This is a genomic window from Actinophytocola sp., assembly GCF_035712165.1.
GTDB lineage: Bacteria > Actinomycetota > Actinomycetes > Mycobacteriales > Pseudonocardiaceae > DASYTH01.
Window position 1 is genome coordinate 22,958 of record NZ_DASTBH010000432.1, and the last position, 22,526, is coordinate 45,483.

The following is a 22,526-nucleotide window of genomic DNA, read 5'->3' on the forward strand; positions in this document are numbered from 1 at the left end:
CCAGCCGAACGGAACGGGAACGGGCCGCCTGGCTAACTCGGTGCGCCCGATGCCAGGCGGCCCATCTCCCCGGTCCCCACCGGTCTCTCCACTATGGACGATCCCGGTTTGCCCACGCCACCCCCGTCCCCCGTTCGTGGTACAAATTCCGTCCAACCAGGACAGTCCTCACCGGACGGTTTCCCGTTGTTGCCCAGCCGGCAAACGCGGCGTGCTACGCGACTCCGGGATCGGAGGTCTGCGGCCCGGCCGCGGACACGTCGTCGATGCGGTACTTGCGGGCGGCGTCGATGACCGCGGCCTGCTCCACGGCGCCCTGCCGGGCCAGCGCGGCCAGCGCGCCGACCGCGACCGCCTCGGCGTCCACCAGGAAGTGCCGCCGGGCGGCCGGGCGGGTGTCGGAGAACCCGAACCCGTCCGTACCCAGGCTGACCATGTCGGTCGGCACCCAGGGCCGGATCAGGTCCGGCACCGCGCGCATCCAGTCCGAGACCGCCACCACCGGGCCCTCGGTGCCGGCCAGCACCGCAGTCACGTACGGCACCCGCGGCTCGGCCTCGGGGTGCAGCAGGTTGTGCCGGTCCACCTCGACCGCCTCCCGGCGCAACTCCGACCAGGACGTCGCCGACCAGACGTCGGCCCGCACCTGCCAGTCGTCGGCCAGCAGTTGCTGCGCCTTGAGGGCCGCGGGCATCGCCACCCCGGAGGTCAGGATCTGCACCACCGGGCCGGGACCGTCGCCGGCCGGCCGGTACCGGTAGAGCCCGCGCAGCAGACCCTCGACGTCCAGGTCCTCGGGCTCGGCCGGCTGCACGTACGGCTCGTTGTAGACGGTCAGGTAGTAGTAGATGTCCTCGGCCTGCTCGCCGTACATCCGGCGCAGGCCGTCCCGCACGATGTGCGCGATCTCGAACGACCAGGCCGGGTCGTAGGCGATCACCGCCGGGTTGGTCGCGGCGAGCAGCAGCGAGTGCCCGTCGGCGTGCTGCAGCCCCTCGCCGGTCAGCGTGGTCCGCCCGGCCGTCGCGCCGAGCAGGAACCCACGGGTCATCTGGTCGGCCGCGGCCCACAGGTTGTCGCCGGTGCGCTGGAAGCCGAACATCGAGTAGAAGATGTAGACCGGGATCATCGGCTCGCCGTGCGTGGCGTAGGAGGACCCGGCCGCGATGAACGACGCGGACGAGCCGGACTCGTTGATCCCCTCGTGCAGGATCTGACCCTGCTCGCTCTCCTGGTAGGACAGCATCAGCGAGGCGTCCACCGAGGTGTAGAGCTGGCCGAGCGGGTTGTAGATCTTCTGCTTCGGGAACATCGAGTCCATGCCGAACGTGCGCGCCTCGTCCGGGATGATCGGCACCAGCCGCGAGCCGATCTCCGGGTCCTTGGCCAGGTCCCGGACCAGCCGGACGAACGCCATCGTGGTGGCGACCTCCTGCTTGCCGGAGCCGCGCCGGATCACGTCGTAGACCTTGTCCCCGGGCAGCACCAACGCCTTGGACTTGCCGCGCCGCTCCGGCACGAACCCGCCGAGCTGGCGGCGCCGCTCCAGCAGGTACTGGATCTCCGGCGCGTCCGGGCCCGGGTGGTAGTAGGGCGGCAGGTACGGGTCGTTCTCGAGGTCGGCGTCGGAGATCGGGACGCGCAGCGTGTCCCGGAACAGCTTGAGGTCGCCGAGCGCCATCTTCTTCATCTGGTGCGTGGCGTTGCGGGCCTCGAAGTGCGGGCCGAGGCCGTAACCCTTGATGGTCTTGGCAAGGATCACGGTCGGCTGGCCGTGATGCTCGGTGGCCGCCTGGTAGGCCGCGTACACCTTGCGGTAGTCGTGGCCGCCGCGCTTGAGGTTCCAGATGTCCTGGTCGGTCATGGGCGCGACCAACTCCTTGGTGCGGGGGTCCCGCCCGAAGAAGTGCTCGCGCACGAACGCGCCGTCGTTGGCCTTGTAGGTCTGGTAGTCGCCGTCCGGGGTGGTGTTCATCAGGTTGACCAGCGCGCCGTCCCGGTCGGCGTGCAGCAGGGCGTCCCACTCCCGGCCCCAGATCACCTTGATCACGTTCCAGCCTGCGCCGCGGAAGAACGCCTCCAGCTCCTGGATGATCTTGCCGTTGCCCCGGACCGGGCCGTCCAGCCGCTGCAGGTTGCAGTTGATGACGAAGGTCAGGTTGTCCAGGGCCTCGTTGGCCGCGACGTGGATCAGGCCGCGCGACTCCGGCTCGTCCATCTCGCCGTCGCCGAGGAACGCCCACACGTGCTGGTCGGAGGTGTCCTTGATCCCCCGGTCGCGCAGGTACCGGTTGAACCGTGCCTGGAAGATCGCGTTCATCGGGCCGAGGCCCATGGAGACGGTCGGGAACTCCCAGAAGTCCGGCATCAGCCGCGGGTGCGGATAGGACGGCAGCCCGCCGCCCGGGCCGGAATGGGACAGCTCCTGCCGGAACCCGTCGAGCTGGTCGGCCGACAGGCGTCCCTCCAGAAAGGCTCTGGCGTAGATACCGGGCGAAGCATGGCCCTGGATGTAGATCTGGTCGCCCCCGCCCGGGTGATCCTTGCCCCGGAAGAACCAGTTGAAACCGACCTCGTAGAGCGCGGCGGAGAAGGCGTAGGTGGAGATGTGGCCGCCGACGCCGACCCCCGGACGCTGGGCGCGGTGCACCGTCATCGCGGCGTTCCACCGGATCCACGCCCGGTACCGGCGCTCCACCTCCTCATCGCCGGGGAACCACGGCTCCCGGTCGGTCGGGATGGTGTTGACGTAGTCCGTGCTGGTCAGCGCCGGTACGCCGACCCGACTCTCGCGGGCCCGTTCCAGCAGCCGCAGCATCAGGTACCGCGCGCGCTGCTGCCCCCCGTCCCGCACCACGTGGTCGAAGGACTCCAGCCACTCGGCGGTCTCCTCCGGGTCGATGTCCGGCAGATAGGCGGCGAGACCGTCGCGGATGACCCGCACCCGCTCCGGACCGCTGGAACTGCTCTTGGTAGCCAACGGGATCTCCATTACCTGGTCTTTCGTCCCACGTTACTGCCCGGGCCGGTACCCCCGCCGGGGTCGGTCCGGGCACTCGGGTCGCGCGCTGCCCACTATCGTCACCGTGATCGCCGCCGCCGTCATCCCTACCCACCGGTAGGGGCACCATCAGCGACCGCGGCACGAGTTCCGGCGTGTCGGCGGTTGGACGGTTGCGCAGGTGGCCACTACCAGTGTTCGCTGTCGCAAGACCGTTTTTCGCTCAAGGTGTAGGAGGAGGAGCAGGCCGTGGTCGCCGCGGAAGACGCCGGCAAGGTCGGTGTCGCCGAAAGGCTTGGGATCGAACCCAACATGGTTGTCCAGGAGATCGGCTGGGACGAGGACGTCGACGACGACGTGCGGGCCGCGATCGAAGAGAAGATCGGCGGTGACCTCCTCGACGAGGACGCTGACGACGTCGTCGACGTCGTACTGCTGTGGTGGCGCGAGGATGACGGCGACCTGGTCGACGCCTTGATGGACGCCATCAGTCCGCTGGCCGACAACGGCGTGATCTGGGTGCTCACTCCGAAGACCGGTCGCGACGGCCATGTCGAGCCGAGCGAGATCGCCGAGGCGGTCCCGACCGCGGGCCTCGCCCAGACCTCGACCGCCAGTGTGGGTGACGACTGGTCCGCCACCAGGCTGGTGGCGCCCAAGTCGGCGAAGTCCAAGCGCTGACCGCCCGATCACCTGGGTGCCCTAGGCTGACCGGAGAACCCGGACGGCAATTCCCAGGAGGCTCGCATGGCAGTCGAGGTCGGCTCGAAGGCCCCGGACTTCACCCTGAGCGACTACAACAAGCAGCAGGTCACCCTGTCCTCGTTCCAGGGCGACAAGAACGTGTTGCTGGTCTTCTATCCGTTCGCGTTCAGCGGCGTCTGCACGGGCGAACTGTGCCAGCTGCGCGACGAGCTGTCCGAGTACAGCGACGCCAACGTGCAGGTGCTGGGCATCTCGGTCGACTCCCCGTTCGCCCTCAAGGCATGGGCCGACCAGCAGGGCTACAAGTTCCCGCTGCTGGCCGACTTCTGGCCGCACGGTGCCGTAGCCCAGTCCTACGGCGTGTTCAACGAGAAGGCCGGCCTCGCCAACCGCGGCACGTTCCTGGTCGACAAGACCGGCGTCGTCCGGTTCGCCGAAGTCAACCAGCCGGGTGAAGCCCGCGACCAGACCGCCTGGAAGAAGGCCATCGCCACCATCACCCCCTGACCCACAGGGCGCATAGCTCAGCGGAAGAGCACTCGGTTTACACCCGAGCGGTCGCAGGTTCAAATCCTGCTGCGCCCACCGTTTCCGCAGGTAGGACCCCGTTTTCGGGGGTGAGACTCGAACCTTTTTTGGCCCGAACCGTCGGTTTACCGTCGGAAAACCCCGTGCCCGCGCGCCGCGGATTGATCATCTTCTCCAGGGCTTCGGCGCCGGTGTGGGTCATGGTGGGTGGGGCGATGTAGTGCTTCTCGGCGACCGCACGGGTGTTGCCGAGTTGCTCGGCGATGTCCTCGGAGCTGCGTCCGGCCTGGCGCATGAGCGTGCCGACGGTCTTGCGCCACACCCGCGCGGTGACCCACTCGAACCCGGCGGCGTCGAGGGCGGTCCGCAGGCGCTTGTTGCAGTTGGTCTGGTCGAGCCAGCCGCCGCCCACGGAAGGGAAGAGGGGGCCTTGGCCGGCGGCGGCCTTGCGGCGCAGCCACATCGCCTCCGACCAGTTCGGCACGCGCACCAGGATGCCGGGCCGCTTGCTCTTGCGGCCAGGTACCCGGCGGATGTCTTTGCCGCTGTCGTCGACGAGGTGGGCGTTGATGTGGACCGCGACGAAGGGCTTGCCGGTGTCGGGATCGGTGTGGCATTGGACGTCGGTGCCGCTCAGGGCGAGCGTCTCGCCGAGCCGGGTCCCGGTGGACAGGCTCGCCTCGGCCAGGTCGGGCAGGTCGGTCCAGACCGCGCCGCGCTTGCCCAGCCGCCGGCCGAGCCGGTCGGTCTCGTCGACCTTCTGCTGGCAGAACTCCTCCAGCCCGCCGAACATGTCCTGGATCTCGTCCTCGGTCATCGCCGGCACGCCGCTGGTGTCCGCGGTCTCGTCATCGTCGTCGGTGAGATCGTGGCCCCGGGTCAGTGCCTCGATGGAGCGCACCGGGTTGCTGGTGATGGCACGACGACGGATGGCGAGTTGGCAGATCCCGGAGATGACGGTGCGAGCCTTCTTCGCGCTCTCGTAGCTCATCGTGAGGTTGATGTCTTTAATCGTCTCGTCGACGACGTCGACCGCCTCCTCGAGCTCACCCATCCGCATGTCGCCGAGGTAGCTCTCGACGGTCTTGAGGATGGACACGTAGGAACGGCGGGTGTTCGGCGACATGCGCCGCTGGTCGACCTGGTGCTTCACGTTGTCCAAGTAGATCTTGGCGGCATCGGTGAATCGCGTGTCGCGGTTGATCTTTCCTTTCCTCGCGGTGACCTTGTATTTCGTCAGTTTCTCCTTCAGCGCACGCTTGGCGGCCGCGGCTGATTCACCGCTGGCTGACGGTGTGCTGGTCGCGCCGTTACGCGCGCGGAACTGACATCGAGCTTCGTACCGCTTCGGGCCAAGGCGCCTGACACGAATGTCACCATGCGTGCCGAGCGGAAGCGGTGGCCTGCTCATGGCGTCGCGGCGGGCGCGCCGGAGATCGTTGTAAGCAACAATTTGGGTCTCCTAGGTGAAATCGACTCCCGGTGATGTTGTGCGAGAGGGCACACCTCGCCCATGCCGCGTGCTCGCGAATCCTGCATCCTGCCTCGGCGCATATTCGAGTGACCGCGGGAGCAATGCGGCTTCGGTAGCGGCGAAAGCCGTCTATACGGCTGCGGTGGAAAATGTCTTCGACGGCGGAGAATCGGGTTTGGTGGGTAGACCCGACTGCTATCTCTGCTGGGACGCCTCGGCGAGAAGTCGTTCGATCTCTTTGTGCGGTATGCGGAACTCGCCTCCGGCTTTGAAGTGCCCGACCTTCCCCTGGTGCACCATCCGCAATGCCGTCTGATAGTTGACGCCAATCGCGGCCGCGAATTCGCGAACTGTCCAGGCGAGTCGAGGTACATCTGCCTGGATGTTGCCCTTGGCGCGATTACTCGCTCGCCGGGTTTTCACGGTCACCGGTTCCGCCTTCCCAAGAGTGGTGCGCTTGGGGAGGCGCGCCGTGTCGGTTGGATGCTCACGAACCGCCGGATTGGCGTGGACATCTACTTCGAGCATCCCCGCATGGATTGTCGATGCCAACCGACACGCAGAGTGTGGCCGCGTCGCAGGGGGACTCGACTTCACCCACACCGCGTCCGACCTCCGGCATCAGCGCAGTGGCGCGATTGTGGCGAATTTCGTGCCACATGCTGCTTGGCTACCGCATCGCGCGGACACGTCTTCGGCGGCGCACACGCAACGCGGCAGGATCGGCCGGATGTGGGCGCGGTTCTGGGGCCCGGCTATGTGGCGGGACGTTCCGGTCAGGCCGGAGCACTCAACGATCGATGGCCGACCGGATCGCCAAAACGCTGAGCGGAAAGCGGGTCGCCGTCCTGGTACCGGCCCAGGCGCCGGAGTTGGCTGCGGTGATCGCCCGGTTGCGTTGTCTGCTGGCCGCGATGCTGGTCGGTGGGCAGCCGGTCGGGGTGATCACCGAGTCGCGGTTGCTGCGGGTGGCGCTGGCCCACCGCGGCCGCCGGCCGCGATGAGCAAGTGGGTCGAGCTGGAACTGTCGGGAGGCGGCGTTGCCGACCCGCACCGGGGTTGAGCCGGCGTATCCGGGCAGCCAGGGCAGCTCGAACTCCGGCAGCCGGCGTTCGCCCGGCACGCCGTACATGATCGGCATCCGTGCGGGATCACCGGCCACGGCCCGCACCAGCCATTCGCGCCAGGCCGCGGCCTCGCGCTCGTAGCCGGCGTCGAGCAACGCCATGAGGGTGAAGGTGGCATCGCGGATCCAGCAGAGTAGCGATAGTCCCAGTTGCGCGACCCACCAAGCCGCTCGGGCAGGGAGGTGGTCGCGGCGGCGGCGATGCCGCCGCTGGGTGCGTACCCGAGCGCCTTGAGGGGTGACCAGCGAGCGCACCACCTGATCCCGGTAGGCACCGGTGTAGCGGCATCGGTCGACCCACCGCTGCCACTAGCGCTCGGTGCCCCGCATCGGCACGGCGGCGTCGAGGTCGGCGGGGTCGGGCTGGTGCAGCCCGCGCCAGGCCAGTCGCAGCCCCACCCGGTCACCTTCGGCCACGGTGAACTCCGCGACGCAGCTGCAGCGCATTGTCCGGGTTTCGGCCAATGGCTGACCCGTCGTCAATCGAGGCCCACCGGTCACACCCCCGGCATCCGTCGACTCGAGGCGGTGACCGGTGGGCCTTTCAGCCACACCCGACCGGCCACCCGGCGAGCCGCCCTCAAACGGGTGCCCCGAGCAACCGCGCCCGGCGATGCCAGCGCGCGGGTGAGGGCTACCCGGCAAGCCGGTCGGCCAGTTCGCCGACGGTGGCCACGGTGTGCTCGGGTGGGGTGAAGTAGTCGGGGTAGCGGGCGTGGGTGCGGTTGAGCCACGCGGTGTGCAGTCCGGCGCGGGCGGCGCCATCGATGTCCCAGGGGTGCACGGCGACCAGCAGCAGGTCGGCCGGCCGCGTGCCGCACGCGGTCGCGGCGTATTCGTAGGCGGCGCGGGCAGGTTTCCAGGCCGGGGCCTGTTCGACCGACAACAGGTGCTCGAACTCGGCGCGGACGCCGGCTCTGGTCAGCAGCTGCTCGGCGATGTCGGCGGCGCCGTTGGTGAGGGTGACCAGGCGCCGGCCGGTGGCGCGCAGGGCGCGCACTCCGTCCGGGACGTCGGGGTGCACCGGCAGGTGGGTGAACCCGTCCAGGATGTGCGCGACGGCGGTGTCAACCGGCCGGTCCAGCTCCACCCCGGCGAGCACGGTGCGCAACTGGCCGGCGGCGAGGACGGCGAAGCGTTCCTGGGCTCCGGCGGCGGTCAGCGCGAACCCGTCGCGCAGCAGGGCGGCGAACCACACCTTCGCCAGCAGACTGGGCGCGCCGACCTGGTTGAACCGGTCGGCCATAGGGGCCATGTCCGACAGCGTCTCATTGACGTCGAAGACGACCACCGACGGCATCGCATTCCCCTTTCCCCGCCTGGCCCGGCATGTTACCCGTCGGTCCGGCCGTGTTAGTACTCCAGCTGGTGCGTCCAGTGATCAGGAGGTGATCGTCCAGCGGTTGTGACCTGGTCTGAAGCTCGTCGTTGCTTGCCGGTGTGAGTCCGGTCCGGGTAGTCGTCAGGGAGCCCGGTAGCAGGCTGGCGGTCTGGTCTGGAAACGGGTCGGGTCGAAGCCCAGCGTCGAAAGCCCCGTTGGGGGAAGCAACTGTGCGGTCTGTAGCAGATAGCGAAGCCTGCCGCGTCGTTAGACATTGAGGGAGAGCCGAGCCGTGCGGCTCACGGCGAAGGCCATGGAAGCGGTGAAGATCCTGAAAGCGCAGCCGCGAAGGACTCCCCGGCGTAAGAGGGCGCGGAACGTGCAGACAGTAACGGCGGGAACTGGAGAGGCCCTCCCCGGCTGAAACGCCCTGCGAGTGGCGTGGACAAGTCTGGTCCTATAACCGGTGTGGAGCCGGGAAGTGGATCGGGTGCTGGGAGGGAGTCGGAGGCGGTCGTAGTACCGATCGAGCCGTGCGGACAACATAACCGTCGGTGAGGGAAGGGCCGCTGCTTCGTTCATGCGTGGTGTTGTGATGGAGGGGCCCGGTGAGTGCCGTTTCGGCTAGTTCCACCGCGAGGAGATCCCCGGTGCGGGATCCGGTTCGTGCCTTGCAGCATGCGCTGTACCGGGCGGCCAAGGCCGATCCGGGACGACGGTTTCATGCGCTGCGGGACAAGGTCTATCGCAGAGACGTCTTGTGGCGGGCGTGGGTGGCGGTGCGCCGTAACGATGGTGCACCGGGCATCGACGGAACCACCCTGGATGATGTCGAGGAGTACGGCGTTGAGCGGCTCCTGGACGAAGTGGCCGAGGAGTTGAGGACGGGACGGTGGCGGCCGTTGCCGGCGCGGCGGGTGTTGATCCCCAAGCCCGGCACGACCGAGCAGCGTCCGTTGTCGATTCCTGCGGTCCGTGACCGCATCGTGCAAGCGGCGGTGAAGATCGTGCTCGAGCCGATCTTCGAAGCCGACTTTCTGCCGTGCAGCTTCGGGTTTCGCCCCAAGCGTTCGGCGCACGATGCCCTGCAAGTCCTCATTGACGAGTCCTGGCAGGGCAAGCGGTGGGTGGTGGAAACGGACATCGCCAACTGCTTCACGGCGATTGGTCACGAGAAGTTGATGCGAGCGGTCGAGGAACGCATCAGCGACCAGGCCGTCCTGAAACTGCTGCGCGCGATGCTGCGGGCGGGAGTGATGCAGGACGGGACCGTGCACCGCGAGGCGTCCGGCACCCCGCAGGGTGGTCCGGCATCGCCGTTGCTGTGCAACGTGTACCTGCACCGGCTGGACCGGGAATGGGACACGGGCGAGCACGGGGTGCTGGTGCGCTATTGCGATGACCTGGTCGTGCTGTGTCAGTCACGGGAGCAGGCCGAAGCCGCCTTGGCGGCCTTGACGGTCCTGCTGGACGACCTCGGGTTGGAACCCAAGGCCGCCAAGACCCGCATCGTGCAGCTGGTCGACGGAGGACAGGGGCTGGACTTCCTGGGCTTCCACAAACGGCTGGTGCGCGGTCGGACTCCCCGCTCGGCACATCTGATCTTCCTCGCCCGCTGGCCCGCACGTCGGGCAGTCCAACACGCCCGGGACCGGATTCGGACCATTACGGCCCGGTCCCGGCTGCTGGTGCCGGTCGAGCAGATCGTGGAGGAACTCAACCTGTTCCTGCGCGGCTGGGCGGGATACTTCCGCTACGGGAACTCCGCCCTGGTGCTCGGCCAGATCAGGAACTACGCCCTGACCCGGCTCGCGCTGTGGTTGTCCAAGCGGGGCAAGCGCCGCCGAGCATGGGGATGGGGCATAACCCAGGTACTGCTCTCCCCGAACGACCTGGGCCTGATCAGCCTCAATGGGATCGTTGTCCCACCCAGGCCCTTCCGAGCCTGGAAACGCTGAATGCCACCGGTGAAGAACGTCGGTAAGCCGTGTGCGGGAGAACCGCATGCACGGTTTGACGGGCGGGAGCTGGAAACGGAACAGGCCGGCCACGGCCGCGAAGAAGAACAACCCAGCGGGAAACCGATGGGCATCAATGGCTTCGCGCCCTACCGCCAGACCATGCTACCGCGCCAGCTCCCGACCCTCCCCAACGCCTCGGCAAGCCCGCGGCACTCTTCCACACCGTGATGTTAGTTGCTAATATGTTAGCTACTAACATGTAGCGGGAGGGGTCGTGTCGGCACCGGACTGGCGGGAACGCAAGAAGGCGCAGACCCGGATGCGGTTGCAGGAGCAGGCGTTGCGGTTGTTCGCCGAGCACGGGTATGAGGCGACGACGGTGGAGCAGATCGCGGTGGCGGCCGGGGTGTCGCATATGACGTTCTTCCGGTATTTCCCGACCAAAGAGGACGTCGTGCTCGGTGACGAGTACGACCCGATGCTGGCCGAGGCGATCCGGGCCCGGCCGCGTACGGAGCATCCGATCGCGCGGATCCACGCCGCGGTGCGGCAGGGGCTGGTCGCGATCTACGCGGCGGATCGGGAGGCGTTGCTGGGCCGGGTTCAGTTGATCCTGCGGACGCCGGCGCTGCGGGCGCGGCTGTGGGAGAACCAGTTCGCCACCCGGGAACTGTTCGAGCAGGCCCTGGCCAAGGGGGCGCCGAGTATGCGGGTGCGGGTGCTGGCCGCGGTGTGCCTGGCGGCGTTGACAACCGCGTTGGAGCAGTGGGCGGCCAGCGGCGGTGCGCGCGAGTTGCCGGAGTTGATCGACGAGGCGTTCCGGGTGCTGCGGCGCGACCTGACGGACCGGTCATGACGGCGCCGGTGATCGTGGTGGACGAGCTGCGGATGCGGTACCGCGGCGCCACGACCGATGCGGTGCAGGGCATCTCGTTCGCGGTGGCCGCCGGGGAGATCTTCGGGTTCCTCGGCCCGAACGGGGCGGGCAAGTCCACCACGCAGCGGATCCTGACCGGGCTGCTGCGCGGCCATCAGGGTCGGGCCGACGTGTTGGGCCGCCCGGTTGCCCGGTGGGGTGCGGACTACTACGAGCACATCGGGGTCTCCTTCGAGCTGCCGGCACATTTCTCCCGGCTGTCCGCGCGGGAGAACCTGGCCGCGTTCGCCGGCCTCTACCAGGGACCGACGGAGGAACCCGGGACGCTGCTGGAGTCGGTGGACCTGGCCGGGGCGGCCGGCCGGGCGGTGGGGGAGTTCTCCAAGGGCATGCAGATGCGGCTGAATCTGGCCCGGGCGTTGGTGAACCGGCCGCGGTTGCTGTTTCTGGACGAACCCACCTCCGGGATGGATCCGGTGCACGCCGGTCTGGTTCGCGAGCTCATCGGCCGCCAGCCCGAACTCGGTCGCACGGTGTTTCTCACCACGCACGACATGGCCACCGCCGAGCAGCTCTGCGACCGGGTCGCGTTCCTCGTGGACGGACGCATCGCCGCCATCGACACGCCCCGCAACTTCCGGCTCGCGCACGGTCAACCCTGTGTGGTGGTCGAGTACCGCGACGCGGACACGGTGCAGCGCAAGGAGTTCCCGCTCGCCGACATCGGGCGCGATCCGGTCTTCGCGCGGCTGCTGCGCGATCACCAGGTGGAGACCATCCACACCCGCGAAGCCTCCCTGGACGAGGTGTTCGTCGCCGTCACCGGTGGGGCGCTGTGACCCGCCAGGCTGCGGCCCTGGCGCTGGAGCTTCGGGTGCAGTGGCGCTACCGCATCCCCGCCGTCGCTCTGGTGGTGACCGTGGTGTGGACGGTGGTGCTGCTGGCGCTGCCGGCGCCGGCGGCCCGCGTTGCCGGGCCGATGATTCTGACCCTGGACACCGCCACCTTCGGCGCGTTCTTCATCGCCGCGCTGGTGCTGTTCGAGCGCGGCGAGGGGGCCTTGGCGGCGCTGGCGGTCAGCCCGTTGCGGCTCGGCGAATACCTCACGGTCAAGGTGGCCACGCTGACCGGGCTGGCGCTGCTCTCGGCCGTCCCGGTCGCGCTGGCCGCCGGCCGGGCCGACACCGGCCTCGGGGTGCTGCTGCCGGCCGTGGGCCTGCTCGCCGTGCTGTTCCTGGTGCTCAATGTCGCGATCGTGGCCGGGCAGCGGTCCATCACCGGATTCCTCACCGTCGCCCCGCTGCCGCTGATCCCGCTGCTGGCCGTCCCACTGGCCCACCTGGCCGGCCTTGTCGACCATCCGCTGGGCTACCTCGTGCCCACCACCGGCGCGGCCGACCTGATCCGCCTCGGCATCGACCCGGCCACGGTGATCTCGCCCCTCCGGGCCACGGCCCTGGCCGGTTACCTGCTGCTGGCGACTGTGATCGCCACCGTGGCGGCCCGGCGACGCCTGGCCCGCGCGCTCACCAGCCCGCGCCCGGCCCGCCCACCGCGCAGCCGCCGCGGCCGGGCCGGATCCCACCCGGCGGGCTGGCTGCGTGCGTTGATCCACATCGACCTGCGTACCACCGTGCGCAGCGCGCTGCTGGTCATCGTGCTGGCCGGGCCGATCCTGCTCGCGCTCGCGCTGCGGCTGGGCTACCCGCCGCTGACCACCTATCTGCACAGCCGGTTCGGTCTGGACCTGGTGCCCTATCAACCGGTGCTGCTGGCCGCGCTGGTCGTGCTGCACGTCCCGTTGATCATCGGGATGGTCGGCGCGCTGCTCATCCTCGACGACCTCGACGACCGCAAGGTGCTCATCCTGCGGGCCAGCCCGGTCACCCTGCCCCGCTACCTCACCTACCGGATCACCGCGGTCGCCGCCGTCGCCCTGGTCATGCTCGCCATCGCCGTCCCGGTCAGCGGGCTGGCACCCTGGCCCACCCTGCCGGCCCAGGCGCCCGCGCTGCTGCTGGCGGCCGCGCAGGCGCCGCTGCTCACCCTGGCCACCGTCACCCTGGCCGGCAACAAGGTCGAAGGCCTGGCCTGGCTGAAGATCCTCGCGCTGCTTCCCACCGCCATCGCCCCGGCCCTGTGGTGGCTTGCCGACCCGGCCGCCTGGCCGCTGCGGGCCGTCCCGTACTACTGGACCGTCACCGCCCTGTGGCACCCCACCTGGCTCGGCCTGCTCACCGGCGCCGTTCTCACCGCGGTCGCCATCGCCGTGCTGGCCCGGCGCACCCTGCGCCGCCTCGCCAGCGGCTGACCGGCCAGGAGCCGGGTCAACGCGGTGACCGCTGCGTCAGGTCCTGGATGACGGTGGTGGGCTTGCCGATCATGGCGGCGGCGAGGAAGCGGTCGGCGCCGGGCAGCCGGGCGAGGTGCAGCGCGGTGCGGCGGACCTGGCGGCGGAGCCGGGAGCGTGGCACGAACCACTGGGCCACCGAGCGGGCGACGGTTTGCCGGTGCGTGACGATGGGTCGCCAGAGTTGTTCGTAGCGGCGCAGCGCGTCCTCGACGGAGCCGGTGCGGACCAGTTGGTCGGCCAGCAGGTAGGCGCCGGCAACGGCCAGGGACGCGCCCTGGCCGGCCAGCAGGGACACGGCGTAGCAGGCGTCGCCGACGAGGGTGACCCGGCCGCGGCTCCAGTGCGGCAGTTCGATCTGCGCGACCTGGTCGTAGTAGACGTCCTCGCCGGGCGGGCAGTGCGCCAGCGCCTGCGGCACGATCCCGTTCAGCGAGCCGTACTCGGCGCGCAGGGCGGCCCGGGGGTCGGCCGGCAGGGTGGGGTCGGCCGAGCGGTGCACGGTGAACACCGCGACCAGGCCGGTGCGCAGCCCGTACAGGCCGACCTGCCGGTCGAGGGTGTCGGTCAGGCAGAACCGGCCATGTAGCCGCTGGTGGATCTCGCTGTCGGTGAACGTGTACGCGGCGGTGTGCAAGCCGAGGTAGCGCAGGAAACGCTCTTCGGCGCCGAAGACCAGACCGCGCACCGCCGAGTGAATGCCGTCGGCGCCGACCAGCAGGTCGGCGTCGAGCCGGGTGCCGTCGGTGAGCCCGACGCGGACGCGGTCCGGCTGGTTGTCCACCTCGGCCACACTGGTGCCGAACCGCGCATCGACCTGTCCGCCGAGGTGTTCGCGCAGCGCCCGCTCCAGGTCGGGACGCATGATGCTGATCAGCCGACCCCGCGCGATCCGGGTGAACTGGTCATAGTCCAGCCCGGCCCGCCGCCGACCCCCATCGTCCACATAGGACGCCTCGCCGATCTGGTAGCTGAGTTCCCGCAGCCGGGGCAGCACGCCCATCGCCTCGGCGGCGTCGTAACCGGGTCCGAAGAAGTCCATCATGTAGCCCTGCTCGCGCGGCCCGGGTGCCTGCTCCACCAGGACGACCTCCCAGCCCAGCGCGTCAAGCTGGTGAGCCAGGGCCAACCCGCCGATGCCCGCGCCACAGATCACGACCTTCATCCTCGTTCACCTTCCGTTCGCAGGATTCCGCGCAAGATGGGCGCGACCGTCCGGGCGGTGAGATCGGGTTGCAGAGCCCGGTGCAGCACGACCCCGTCGATCGCCGCGGCCAGCACCGCGGCGGTCCGCTCCGGTTCGGATATGCCGTGCCCGCCCAGCCACCGGGCCAGCCGGTCCCGTAGGTCCACGACGATGCCGCTGACCGCCGCGCGCAGGTCGTCATCGCGGGTCGCGGCCAGGTAGGTCTCGGTGAACAGCAGCGACAGGGGGTCGCGCCCGGTGTGCACCTCCAGCGCGGTGAGCATGCGGTCCAGCATCTGTGCCGGTGTCCCGGCCTGATCAAGCAACTGCCCGATCTCCTCGACCGCGCTGCGCATGGCACCGATCGCCGCCTCGGTCAACAACGCCGGCAGCGAGGCGAAGTGGTAGTGCACCAACCCCGGCGCCACCCCGGCCCGCTCGGCCAGCATCCGGGTGCTCACCGCCGACCACCCACGCTCGGCGATCAGCTCCCGCGCGGCACCCACGAGCTGTTGGCGCACCTCTCGACCCCGCTCCGCCGCCGTTCGCGCCACCGCCACCATCCTGGTCGTTCGCCCTGGGCGATCGCCCAACTATGAGCCTACACCGAAACTCATGGGCCGCGGCCACTCCGGTTCGTCCGGATTTCCTGTGGTGTTCCGCCACCGAGCCCTGACCGGGTCGCCGACCACCTTGCGACTTGCTGACAATGTCCACTCCGGCCCCCGGACCGGGTGCGGGGGCGGTAGAACATGAGGTGGCTGGCTGGCGCCCGATCCACGACAGGAGCTGACTGGGTGAGCAGCCTGTGGCGGCTGGGCCGCCGGTTCGGTGGTTCCTACGTCCGCCAGTCCGAGCACGGCGATCCCGTGCGTGTGGACGCTCGCCCCCAAGCCGGCGGTCCGACACCATCCAGCGATCATGGGAACCTGACCTGTGCCGAGCTAGCAGGCCTGCATGCGCGATACAATAGATGCATATAACAAACATTGTTCATAGCACGAATAGCTGAGTACGCCGTCGCGTCTGTTGTGTGACACTGGGCGAGCCGGAGCGAACCCGCGATCCGACCTGGTTGGACAACTGCTCGGCCGGACCGCGTCCGGCTGAGTCGAGCGCGGCGGAAGGGTGCACCTCGTGAGTTCCGTGGATCGCAAGCCGGCCGGACTGCTCCGACGGCTGCTGCGGATCCCGATCTGGGTCTACCGGGTCAGGTTGGGATGGCTGTTCGGCCACCGCTTGGTCTACATCGCCCACCGGGGCCGACGCACCGGGGCGCGGCGCGAGGTGGTGGCCGAGGTCGTCCGGCACACCCCGATACCGCCCGAAGTCGTCGTGATCGCCGCCTGGGGCAAGGATCCCGACTGGTACCTCAACCTGCGCGCCGCGCCGGCCATCGAACTGCGCGTGGGCGCGCACCGCTGGCAGCGGCCCGAGCACCGATTCCTCGACCCCGCCGACACCCTTCAGGTCCTGCTCTCCTACCGGCAAGCACACCGCCATGCCTGGCGACGCATCGCCCCCGCCCTCGGATTCCCGGCCGACCAGGACGACCCGCACTGGCCCGAGGTCGCCGCCCGGGTCCACGCGATCGCGTTCACACCAGCCAAGTAGTGACAAATTCGTCGGGGTCCACCACGACCGATCGCAGATCCGGCCCAAAGCCGGCACTCGGCGACCATGCCCTGCGCGGTGATCGCCGTGGCACCTGCCGACCCGCGATGAGGTACAACTTCCCCATGCCGCAATCCAAGGTCCAGGGGGCTGAGATCGATGACGTCGACGCCGTCACCGACGCGGTCCTGACCGCCTCGCGACTGCTGGTGGCGGTGTCCGCGCGGTCGATCGCGGCGGTGGACGACAGCATCACGCTGCCGCAGTTCCGGCTGCTGGTGGTGTTGCACGCACGCGGCCAGCAGAAGATCGCCGGTATCGCGGAGAACCTGGGGGTCAACCCGTCGACCGCCACCCGCGCCGTTGACCGGCTCCTCACCGCGGGCCTGGTCGACCGGCAGACCAACCCGAACTCGCGGCGCGAGATGCAGATCAGCCTGACCCCCGCCGGCCGGCGACTGGTACGCAACGTCGCCCGGCGCCGACGGCAGGAGATCGCGCGCATCGTGGAAAACATGCCCGCAACCCACCGCCGCGGGCTGGTCCGCGCACTCACCGCGTTCAGCCAAGCCGGCGGCGAACCCCCGGCCTCAGCATCCCCCTACGACGCCGACGACACCGACTGGGCCTAAACCCCGGCGGACCTGACGATTGCCGGACAGCCGACCCGGAGCGGGCAATCGACGTTGCGTATGGCAACCATTGTTCCGCGCAACCTTCCTCGGTTCTACTCTTCGGCGCGTCGAGGTTCCGCGGTGTCCCTCGTGATGACATGCCGATCACCGGCCTGGTCGGGCCGGCAGGCGCGCGCCTCGTCCGAGGGCGTGGATCCCGCGAGCGCCTGGCACGAGCACTGTCCCGACAACCGTGCCGGGATGTCGGCTGGGATCCCCACGAGACGCGCGGCCGTTGGTTGCCTGCCGGCCCAAGCCGTTTGTAGTCCATGGCGAGCACCGCCGGCCACGCATGGGCCGCATTGTCAGGAACTCGTCAGGTCGACTGCGGCTGGCTGCCCGCAAGATGAGCGAGTACCCGGCGGACGAGAGGCGCGACGGCGGGATGGGGTGAACCGATGGTCGAGCCGGTCGCGGACCTGGCGAAGCGACTGATGCACGAGTTCGTCGACCTGACAGTGACGCCCACGGTCGCGGCGATCCTGGTGTGTGCCCGCCGGGGTTTCGGTCCGACTGGCGGCAGGAGTAGCGGCGGTGTGCCGAGGCCGCGCCAACGGTTTGCGGTTCACGACTTCGATCTCCAGTTGGCGCTCGGCATGCTGCGTCACACCACGCATGAGCAGTTATGGGACGGCTGGAGACGGGTAGCCGATCTTCGGTGAATGAGCGGTGGTGGCCCCGGCCGACCGGCGCGGGGCCACCACCCGGGGGAGATGCTGCCGGCGCGGCCCGTCGCGTGGTGCGCCATCTGGCGCGGGCGGCTCATCGATGGTGGCCGCGTGATCAGGTGAAGGGGTGGCGAGCGGCCCGGCAGCATGTCCCTGGTGCGATCGGGTTCAGCTCATCACCTGCCTTTCTGCTCGAAGCGGTGGATCACGGTGCCGCTGTGCCGTGCGGAGGGGAACGTTGCCGTTCCCACAGGTGGTCGCTGCGTCGGTCGGTGGATCGGGGATGGGACGGTTGCTGGCGGGTGCCCGGCCGGTCCGGTCTGATGGGTGGTCGGACCGGCCGGGCCGGCCGGGTGACGGGCGGTGGGTTCCAGCCGGCGTTGATGATCGCCTCGAACTCGGCGCGCAGCAGTTCGGCGTCGGCGCACACGATGGCGAGGAACGCGTCGGAGTCGGTGGACTGCTGTGTGGGCATGACGATCACCCCGGGCACTGTCAGCGGGCGGTGCCGCCGGGCGGTCAGGCGTTGATTTCCTTGGGGGTGTTGTCCGTGCCGGTGATCGTGATCTTGCGGGGTTTGGCCCGTTCGGCGATCGGAATCCGCAACGTCAGCACGCCGGCGTCGTAGTGGGCCTGGATGTGGTCGGCGTCGAGGGTGTCGCCGAGGAACAGTTGGCGGGAGAACACCCCCAGCGGCCGCTCGGCGACCTGCATCTCCACATCGTCGGCGGTGACCGTGGGCCGCCGCTCGGCCTTGACGGTCAACACGTTGCGCTCCACGTCCAGCTCGATCGCCTCGGCCGCCACGCCCGGCAGGTCGAAGGCGACCACGAACTCATCACCGCGGCGGTAGGCGTCCATCGGCATCGACGTGGGTCGTGACCAGGTACCCGCGGCGGCGTTGCCGAAGACCTGCTGGGTCAACCGGTCCAACTCCCGGAACGGGTCGGTGCGCATCAACATGATTTCCCTCCTCGGTTCGATGTCTGGCGTCAACGCGCACCCCAGTTGTAACATGTCGTCGTTCCGATGACAAGTGGAAGGTCGTCGAGAGGACGACGCGATGGGTGACGGCGACACCACCGCCGAACACGACACCTCCGACCAGCGGCTTCGTACCCGACCCGTCCCCACCGACCCGGGTGCGGTCGAAGCGCTTGCGCTCGTCCATGCCGTGCTCGCCGAGCTCGGCGACCCCGCCACTGGCCAGGCTTCTTCGGCGCCGGCCCCGGCAGACCTGCTTGCTGCCTTGACCGTGCTGCGCTCGCTGCGTGCGGAACTGGCCGCCTGGGAGCCGCGGCTCATCACCGCCGCCCGCCACCTCGGGATCAGCTGGGCCACGCTGGCGCCCGCGCTCGGGGTGACCAGCCGGCAAGCCGCTGAACGCCGCTACCTGCGCCTGCAGCCCTCCGCCACCGGCGAGCAGACCGGCGAGGAACGGGTGCGCGCCGAACGCACCAAACGGGCCGGCGATCGGGCCGTGGCCGCCTGGGCTCGCCAGAACTCCAGCACCCTGCGCCAACTCGCCGGCCAGATCGGCGCCCTGCAAGGCCTGTCCGGCCCGGCTCAACACCGGGTCGACCAGCTCACCCACGCTCTGGCCGACAACGACCCGGCCGCCCTGCTCACCCCGCTGGCCGACACCCGCGATCAGCTCGACGACACCCACACCGACCTGGCCAACCGGGTCAAATCGGTCACCGACCACGTCGACCAACTCCGCCACCGCGTCCGCGACCGCCGCCAGCCCCACTGACCCTGCCCACCGGCACTGCGCTGCGTTGTTGGGAGGAACCCGACATGATCGACCCACAGCAGCCCTACGGCAGCACCACGCCGCCGCTCACCGTCGAACATCAGCGCCGGGACTTGGCCCTGATCGTGCGGTTCACCGGCGAGATCGACATGACCACCGCCGAGGCCGTGCGCAAAGCACTGACCGCCGCCCACAACGACGTCGCCGCACCACACCCCGTCGTCGTCGACCTTGCCGGCGTCACCTTCTTCGGCTCCTCCGGCGTGGCCGAACTCATCGTCGCCAACCAGCGCGCGATCGACCAACACACCCCGCTGCGGATCGTGGCCACCAGCCGCGTGGTCCTGCGCCCCCTCGACATCACCGGCATCGCCCCTACGCTCGCCATCCACCCCGACATCCCCACCGCCCTGGCACCACCCACCGATCCGCCGCGCTGAGGACGCCGGGGTGGACGGCAGCCCGGATGTCGGACGGCGGATCAGGGTCGGGCGGCTTGTCGGCCGATGATCATCACGGTCGCGCCGGTCGCCCCCCAGGGGTCGCCGGCTGCTCAGTCGGTCCTGGGGCGTTCGCCGTGTCGTTCACTCCTTTGGCCCACTCCGGACGGACCTGTTGAGCAGGGGATTGTCCGGTTAGCGTCGATCACAGGCGGCGCCGGTTCGGCCGTTTCCTTCGCACGTCCCTGCACTCCGAGAGGAGCCCTCGTGCGTGTATTCAAGCGTGTGACCAGCTTGGCCGTGTTCGCGGTGGTGGCCGGTGTGGTGGCTGTGTCACCGGCGTCTGCTCATGACCCGGAGACACCGGAGGGCAAAGCGGCCATCAAGGCGTTCATGGCGGATCACCAGCCGGCGGAGCGCAGAGCCCCGGTGGTGGGCGCGATGGTCCCGTGTCAGAACGGGATGGCTGACATCTACCCGTGCCGCAATGTCGATCTGCTGGCCGTGCTCCCGCTGGCCAGTATTGGCGGGGGCAACGGAAACGACATCTGGGGTTGGACCGATCCGACCACGAGCAAGGAGTATGCGATCGTGGGCCGCACCAACGGCACCGCGTTCGTCGATGTCAGTGCCCCGACCTCGCCGCGCTATCTGGGCAATCTCCCGTCGCATGGCGGCAGCAGTTCGTGGCGGGATATCAAGGTCTTCGCCGACCACGCGTTCATCGTGGCGGACGCGATCGCCGGCCACGGGATGCAGGTGTTCGACCTGACCAGGTTGCGCGACGTCAGCACGCCGCAGACGTTCACCGAGGACGCGCACTACGCCGGGTTCGGCCCCGCGCACAACCTCGCGATCAACGAGGCGACCGGGTTCGCCTACGCGGTCGGCTCCAACACCTGCAGCGGTGGCCCGCACATGGTGAACATCCAGTCCCCGAAGTCGCCGACCGGTGCGGGGTGTGTGAGCCAGGACGGCTACACCCACGACACGCAGTGCGTGGTGTACCGGGGGCCGGACACCCGCTTCACCGGTCGGGAGCTGTGCTTCAGCTCCAACGAGGACACGCTGACGATCGTGGACGTGACCACCAAGTCCAGCCCGGTGCAGCTGGCCAGGGCCGCCTACAGCGGGGCGCAGTACTCCCATCAGGGTTGGCTGACCGAGGACCAGCGCTACTTCCTGCTCGACGACGAACTGGACGAGTCGCGCAGCACCGACAAGCACACCCGGACCTACATCTGGGATCTGGCGAACATCAACAGTCCGGCGCACATCGGCACCTACAGCTCACCGGCCACCGCGATCGACCACAACCAGTACATCAAGGGGAACCTGTCCTTCCAGTCCAACTACCAGGCTGGGCTGCGGATCCTGGACATCACCAACGTGGCGTCCGCTCAGCTGACCGAGGTCGGCTTCTTCGACATCTACCCGGCGGGGAACAATGCCGCGTTCAACGGCACGTGGAGCAACTACCCCTACTTCAACAGCGGGATCGTCATCGTCAACGGCATCGAACAGGGTCTGGTCGTGGTCCGGCCGAACCTCACCCAGACGCCGCCACCCGGCAACTCCTTCCGCAACGACACCGACGTCCCCATTCCCGACGTGTCCACTGTGGAAAGCCTGATCCAGGTGACCGGGATACCGGGCAATGCGCCGGCCACGCTGCAGGTCAGCGTGGACATCAAACACACCTTCCGAGGTGACCTCGTGGTCGACCTGGTCGCGCCGGACGGCAGCGTCTACAACCTGCACAACCGCACCGGCGGCAGTGCGGACAACATCATCCAGACCTACACGGTCAACGCCTCCAGCGAGGCCGCCAACGGCAGCTGGAAGCTGCGGGTGCGCGACGCCGCCCGGCTGGACACCGGGTTCGTCGACTCGTGGGTCCTGCAGTTCTGATTATTGGGAACGTGATGGGGCCCGAACTCGTGCCACGCCGGGGAAACCGTGCGGTCACCGCGGTCATGGCCGCCTTCGCGGTGGCGTTCGTCGGTGTGGCGCTGTTCCTCATGCTGCGACCGGGACCGCCGGCCAGTGGGCACCAGTCCCACTCCATGCCGCCCCCGAGTGCCACGGTCCAGGACGAAGGGCTCAAGCAGGTGCAGGACGGCTTCCGGCTGGAGCTGATCACGGCTCCAGCCGGACGCGGCCCCGCCGTGCCGGTGACGTTTCGGGTGCTCGACCCCACCGGCCGGCCGCAGCTGGGGTACGAGACCCCGCACACCAAGATGCTGCACTTCTATGTGCTGCGCGACGACATGAGCCAGTACCAGCATCTGCACCCGGTGCTGGACGGCGACAGCTGGCGCACCACGATCTCGGTGCCGGACGGCGGGTTCTACCGGCTCTACACCGAGTTCGTCCCCAAAGGACGCCAGAACCTGTCGCACCCGACCGTGCTCGGGGTCTCGTTCGTCGTGCCCGGCGACACCGCGTTCGTCCCACTGCCCGCGCCCGAGGCCAGCATGAGCGTGGACGGGTACACCGTGAGCCGGGCCGACGGCACGGCGGCGGTGCCCGCCGAGAAGGTCAACCAGCTGCGCTTCCGCATCACCGACGGCGCCGGCAAACCCGTCGAGGCGCTCGAGCCATACCTGGGCGCCTACGCACACCTGTCCGCGTTCAACTCACTCACCATGGGCCTGAACCACCAACACCCTGTCGGCCAGGCGATCGACAGCATCCCGGGCGGACCGGAGCTGACCTTCACCGCCCAATTCGCCAACCGCGGAGAACACCGCCTGTTCCTCGAGTTCAGCGTGAGCGGTCAGATCCACCGGGCCGAGTTCACCATGTTCGTCACCTGACAACGGCCGCTGACCCGCAGCCAGTT

General features: G+C 69.1%; 23 protein-coding genes and 1 tRNA gene. 15 read left to right on the forward strand and 9 right to left on the reverse strand.

Features of this window, described 5'->3' with window-relative positions; translation table 11 throughout:
• Nucleotides 1-214 precede the first annotated feature (214 nt).
• Nucleotides 215-2,980 carry a pyruvate dehydrogenase (acetyl-transferring), homodimeric type gene (gene aceE, locus VFO68_RS23980; protein WP_325160620.1) on the reverse strand — a complete coding sequence of 922 codons (2,766 nt, stop codon included), beginning with the start codon at nt 2,978-2,980 and terminating at the stop codon, nt 215-217.
• A 270-nt stretch (nt 2,981-3,250) separates the two neighbouring features.
• On the opposite strand from aceE, the gene VFO68_RS23985 reads away from it, so the two are divergent.
• The 4 genes from VFO68_RS23985 (at nt 3,251) to VFO68_RS24000 (ending at nt 5,510) form a co-directional block, all read left to right on the forward strand.
• Nucleotides 3,251-3,682 (forward strand): DUF3052 domain-containing protein, encoded by a 432-nt coding sequence (locus VFO68_RS23985; RefSeq protein ID WP_325160621.1) that lies wholly within the window; start codon nt 3,251-3,253, stop codon nt 3,680-3,682.
• 66 nt (nt 3,683-3,748) lie between these two features.
• A complete protein-coding gene (locus tag VFO68_RS23990) occupies nt 3,749-4,213 on the forward strand; it encodes a peroxiredoxin (RefSeq protein WP_325160622.1) in 465 nt (154 codons plus the stop codon).
• A 6-nt stretch (nt 4,214-4,219) separates the two neighbouring features.
• Nucleotides 4,220-4,291 (forward strand) — tRNA-Val (locus tag VFO68_RS23995).
• Between the two features lie 163 nt (nt 4,292-4,454).
• Nucleotides 4,455-5,510, forward strand: coding sequence for a hypothetical protein (locus VFO68_RS24000; protein ID WP_325160623.1), 1,056 nt, complete (start codon nt 4,455-4,457; stop codon nt 5,508-5,510).
• A 393-nt stretch (nt 5,511-5,903) separates the two neighbouring features.
• Here the strand turns inward: VFO68_RS24000 and VFO68_RS24005 are convergent, their stop codons facing one another.
• The 4 genes from VFO68_RS24005 to VFO68_RS24015 all read right to left on the reverse strand — a co-directional run bounded on the left by VFO68_RS24005 (nt 5,904) and on the right by VFO68_RS24015 (nt 8,134).
• Complete coding sequence (locus VFO68_RS24005) at nt 5,904-6,236, reverse strand: helix-turn-helix domain-containing protein (protein WP_325160624.1); 333 nt, start codon at nt 6,234-6,236, stop codon at nt 5,904-5,906.
• Between the two features lie 262 nt (nt 6,237-6,498).
• Nucleotides 6,499-7,092, reverse strand: coding sequence for a glycoside hydrolase family 15 protein (locus tag VFO68_RS34325; RefSeq protein ID WP_414635558.1), 594 nt, complete (start codon nt 7,090-7,092; stop codon nt 6,499-6,501).
• Nucleotides 7,093-7,143: 51 nt separating this feature from the next.
• Complete coding sequence (locus tag VFO68_RS34330) at nt 7,144-7,281, reverse strand: hypothetical protein (protein WP_414635559.1); 138 nt, start codon at nt 7,279-7,281, stop codon at nt 7,144-7,146.
• 187 nt (nt 7,282-7,468) lie between these two features.
• A complete protein-coding gene (locus VFO68_RS24015) occupies nt 7,469-8,134 on the reverse strand; it encodes a haloacid dehalogenase type II (protein WP_325160625.1) in 666 nt (221 codons plus the stop codon).
• Nucleotides 8,135-8,805: 671 nt separating this feature from the next.
• Here VFO68_RS24015 and ltrA point away from each other — a divergent pair.
• The 4 genes from ltrA (at nt 8,806) to VFO68_RS24035 (ending at nt 13,304) form a co-directional block, all read left to right on the forward strand.
• Nucleotides 8,806-10,113 carry a group II intron reverse transcriptase/maturase gene (gene ltrA / locus VFO68_RS24020; protein ID WP_325160626.1) on the forward strand — a complete coding sequence of 436 codons (1,308 nt, stop codon included), beginning with the start codon at nt 8,806-8,808 and terminating at the stop codon, nt 10,111-10,113.
• 277 nt (nt 10,114-10,390) lie between these two features.
• Nucleotides 10,391-10,972 (forward strand): TetR family transcriptional regulator, encoded by a 582-nt coding sequence (locus VFO68_RS24025; protein ID WP_325160627.1) that lies wholly within the window; start codon nt 10,391-10,393, stop codon nt 10,970-10,972.
• On the forward strand, nt 10,969-11,832 hold the full coding sequence (locus VFO68_RS24030; protein ID WP_325160628.1) for an ABC transporter ATP-binding protein: 864 nt from the start codon (nt 10,969-10,971) through the stop codon (nt 11,830-11,832). The genes VFO68_RS24025 and VFO68_RS24030 overlap by 4 nt, the downstream gene beginning before the upstream one ends.
• Nucleotides 11,829-13,304 (forward strand): hypothetical protein, encoded by a 1,476-nt coding sequence (locus VFO68_RS24035; protein ID WP_325160629.1) that lies wholly within the window; start codon nt 11,829-11,831, stop codon nt 13,302-13,304. The genes VFO68_RS24030 and VFO68_RS24035 overlap by 4 nt, the downstream gene beginning before the upstream one ends.
• Before the next feature lie 16 nt (nt 13,305-13,320).
• Here the strand turns inward: VFO68_RS24035 and VFO68_RS24040 are convergent, their stop codons facing one another.
• Together VFO68_RS24040 and VFO68_RS24045 are read right to left on the reverse strand one after the other, a co-directional pair.
• Nucleotides 13,321-14,508: an FAD-dependent monooxygenase gene (locus VFO68_RS24040; protein WP_325160630.1), complete on the reverse strand. Its 1,188-nt coding sequence runs from the start codon at nt 14,506-14,508 to the stop codon at nt 13,321-13,323.
• The gene (locus VFO68_RS24045) at nt 14,505-15,092 is read right to left on the reverse strand and encodes a TetR/AcrR family transcriptional regulator (protein ID WP_414635560.1); all 588 of its coding nucleotides are present in this window, start codon (nt 15,090-15,092) and stop codon (nt 14,505-14,507) included. Before VFO68_RS24045 ends, VFO68_RS24040 begins: the two co-directional genes overlap by 4 nt.
• Before the next feature lie 574 nt (nt 15,093-15,666).
• Here VFO68_RS24045 and VFO68_RS24050 point away from each other — a divergent pair.
• The 3 genes from VFO68_RS24050 to VFO68_RS24060 all read left to right on the forward strand — a co-directional run bounded on the left by VFO68_RS24050 (nt 15,667) and on the right by VFO68_RS24060 (nt 17,479).
• Nucleotides 15,667-16,143, forward strand: coding sequence for a nitroreductase family deazaflavin-dependent oxidoreductase (locus VFO68_RS24050; protein ID WP_325160632.1), 477 nt, complete (start codon nt 15,667-15,669; stop codon nt 16,141-16,143).
• Nucleotides 16,144-16,268: 125 nt separating this feature from the next.
• Nucleotides 16,269-16,775: a MarR family transcriptional regulator gene (locus VFO68_RS24055; protein WP_325160633.1), complete on the forward strand. Its 507-nt coding sequence runs from the start codon at nt 16,269-16,271 to the stop codon at nt 16,773-16,775.
• Nucleotides 16,776-17,215: 440 nt separating this feature from the next.
• Nucleotides 17,216-17,479 (forward strand): hypothetical protein, encoded by a 264-nt coding sequence (locus tag VFO68_RS24060; protein ID WP_325160634.1) that lies wholly within the window; start codon nt 17,216-17,218, stop codon nt 17,477-17,479.
• Between the two features lie 211 nt (nt 17,480-17,690).
• On the opposite strand, the gene VFO68_RS24065 is transcribed toward VFO68_RS24060, so the two are convergent.
• A complete protein-coding gene (locus tag VFO68_RS24065) occupies nt 17,691-17,960 on the reverse strand; it encodes a hypothetical protein (RefSeq protein ID WP_325160635.1) in 270 nt (89 codons plus the stop codon).
• A gap of 44 nt (nt 17,961-18,004) precedes the next feature.
• On the reverse strand, nt 18,005-18,448 hold the full coding sequence (locus VFO68_RS24070) for an Hsp20/alpha crystallin family protein (protein WP_325160636.1): 444 nt from the start codon (nt 18,446-18,448) through the stop codon (nt 18,005-18,007).
• A 100-nt stretch (nt 18,449-18,548) separates the two neighbouring features.
• Between VFO68_RS24070 and VFO68_RS24075 the strand changes: the two genes are divergently transcribed.
• The 4 genes from VFO68_RS24075 to VFO68_RS24090 all read left to right on the forward strand — a co-directional run bounded on the left by VFO68_RS24075 (nt 18,549) and on the right by VFO68_RS24090 (nt 22,500).
• Entirely contained in the window at nt 18,549-19,241 is a 693-nt protein-coding gene (locus tag VFO68_RS24075; RefSeq protein ID WP_325160637.1) for an HSP18 transcriptional regulator, read from the forward strand.
• A 44-nt stretch (nt 19,242-19,285) separates the two neighbouring features.
• Nucleotides 19,286-19,681, forward strand: a complete 396-nt coding sequence (locus VFO68_RS24080) for an STAS domain-containing protein (RefSeq protein WP_325160638.1) — start codon at nt 19,286-19,288, stop codon at nt 19,679-19,681.
• Between the two features lie 285 nt (nt 19,682-19,966).
• Nucleotides 19,967-21,592, forward strand: coding sequence for a choice-of-anchor B family protein (locus VFO68_RS24085; RefSeq protein ID WP_325160639.1), 1,626 nt, complete (start codon nt 19,967-19,969; stop codon nt 21,590-21,592).
• A 14-nt stretch (nt 21,593-21,606) separates the two neighbouring features.
• Nucleotides 21,607-22,500: a hypothetical protein gene (locus VFO68_RS24090; protein WP_325160642.1), complete on the forward strand. Its 894-nt coding sequence runs from the start codon at nt 21,607-21,609 to the stop codon at nt 22,498-22,500.
• The last annotated feature ends 26 nt before the right edge of the window (nt 22,501-22,526 follow it).

Excerpts from the sequence above, each read along its gene's own strand:
- VFO68_RS23990 (WP_325160622.1), top strand. The coding sequence starts at position 3,749 with ATGGCAGTCGAGGTCGGCTCGAAGGCCCCGGACTTCACCCTGAGCGAC.
- VFO68_RS24005 (WP_325160624.1), bottom strand. The coding sequence starts at position 6,236 with ATGCTCGAAGTAGATGTCCACGCCAATCCGGCGGTTCGTGAGCATCCA.
- VFO68_RS34330 (WP_414635559.1), bottom strand. The coding sequence starts at position 7,281 with ATGCGCTGCAGCTGCGTCGCGGAGTTCACCGTGGCCGAAGGTGACCGG.
- VFO68_RS24015 (WP_325160625.1), bottom strand. The coding sequence starts at position 8,134 with ATGCCGTCGGTGGTCGTCTTCGACGTCAATGAGACGCTGTCGGACATG.
- VFO68_RS24030 (WP_325160628.1), top strand. The coding sequence starts at position 10,969 with ATGACGGCGCCGGTGATCGTGGTGGACGAGCTGCGGATGCGGTACCGC.
- VFO68_RS24040 (WP_325160630.1), bottom strand. The coding sequence starts at position 14,508 with ATGAAGGTCGTGATCTGTGGCGCGGGCATCGGCGGGTTGGCCCTGGCT.
- VFO68_RS24045 (WP_414635560.1), bottom strand. The coding sequence starts at position 15,092 with ATGGTGGCGGTGGCGCGAACGGCGGCGGAGCGGGGTCGAGAGGTGCGC.
- VFO68_RS24055 (WP_325160633.1), top strand. The coding sequence starts at position 16,269 with ATGCCGCAATCCAAGGTCCAGGGGGCTGAGATCGATGACGTCGACGCC.
- VFO68_RS24060 (WP_325160634.1), top strand. The coding sequence starts at position 17,216 with ATGGTCGAGCCGGTCGCGGACCTGGCGAAGCGACTGATGCACGAGTTC.
- VFO68_RS24065 (WP_325160635.1), bottom strand. The coding sequence starts at position 17,960 with ATGCCCACACAGCAGTCCACCGACTCCGACGCGTTCCTCGCCATCGTG.
- VFO68_RS24070 (WP_325160636.1), bottom strand. The coding sequence starts at position 18,448 with ATGTTGATGCGCACCGACCCGTTCCGGGAGTTGGACCGGTTGACCCAG.
- VFO68_RS24075 (WP_325160637.1), top strand. The coding sequence starts at position 18,549 with ATGGGTGACGGCGACACCACCGCCGAACACGACACCTCCGACCAGCGG.
- VFO68_RS24080 (WP_325160638.1), top strand. The coding sequence starts at position 19,286 with ATGATCGACCCACAGCAGCCCTACGGCAGCACCACGCCGCCGCTCACC.
- VFO68_RS24090 (WP_325160642.1), top strand. The coding sequence starts at position 21,607 with ATGGGGCCCGAACTCGTGCCACGCCGGGGAAACCGTGCGGTCACCGCG.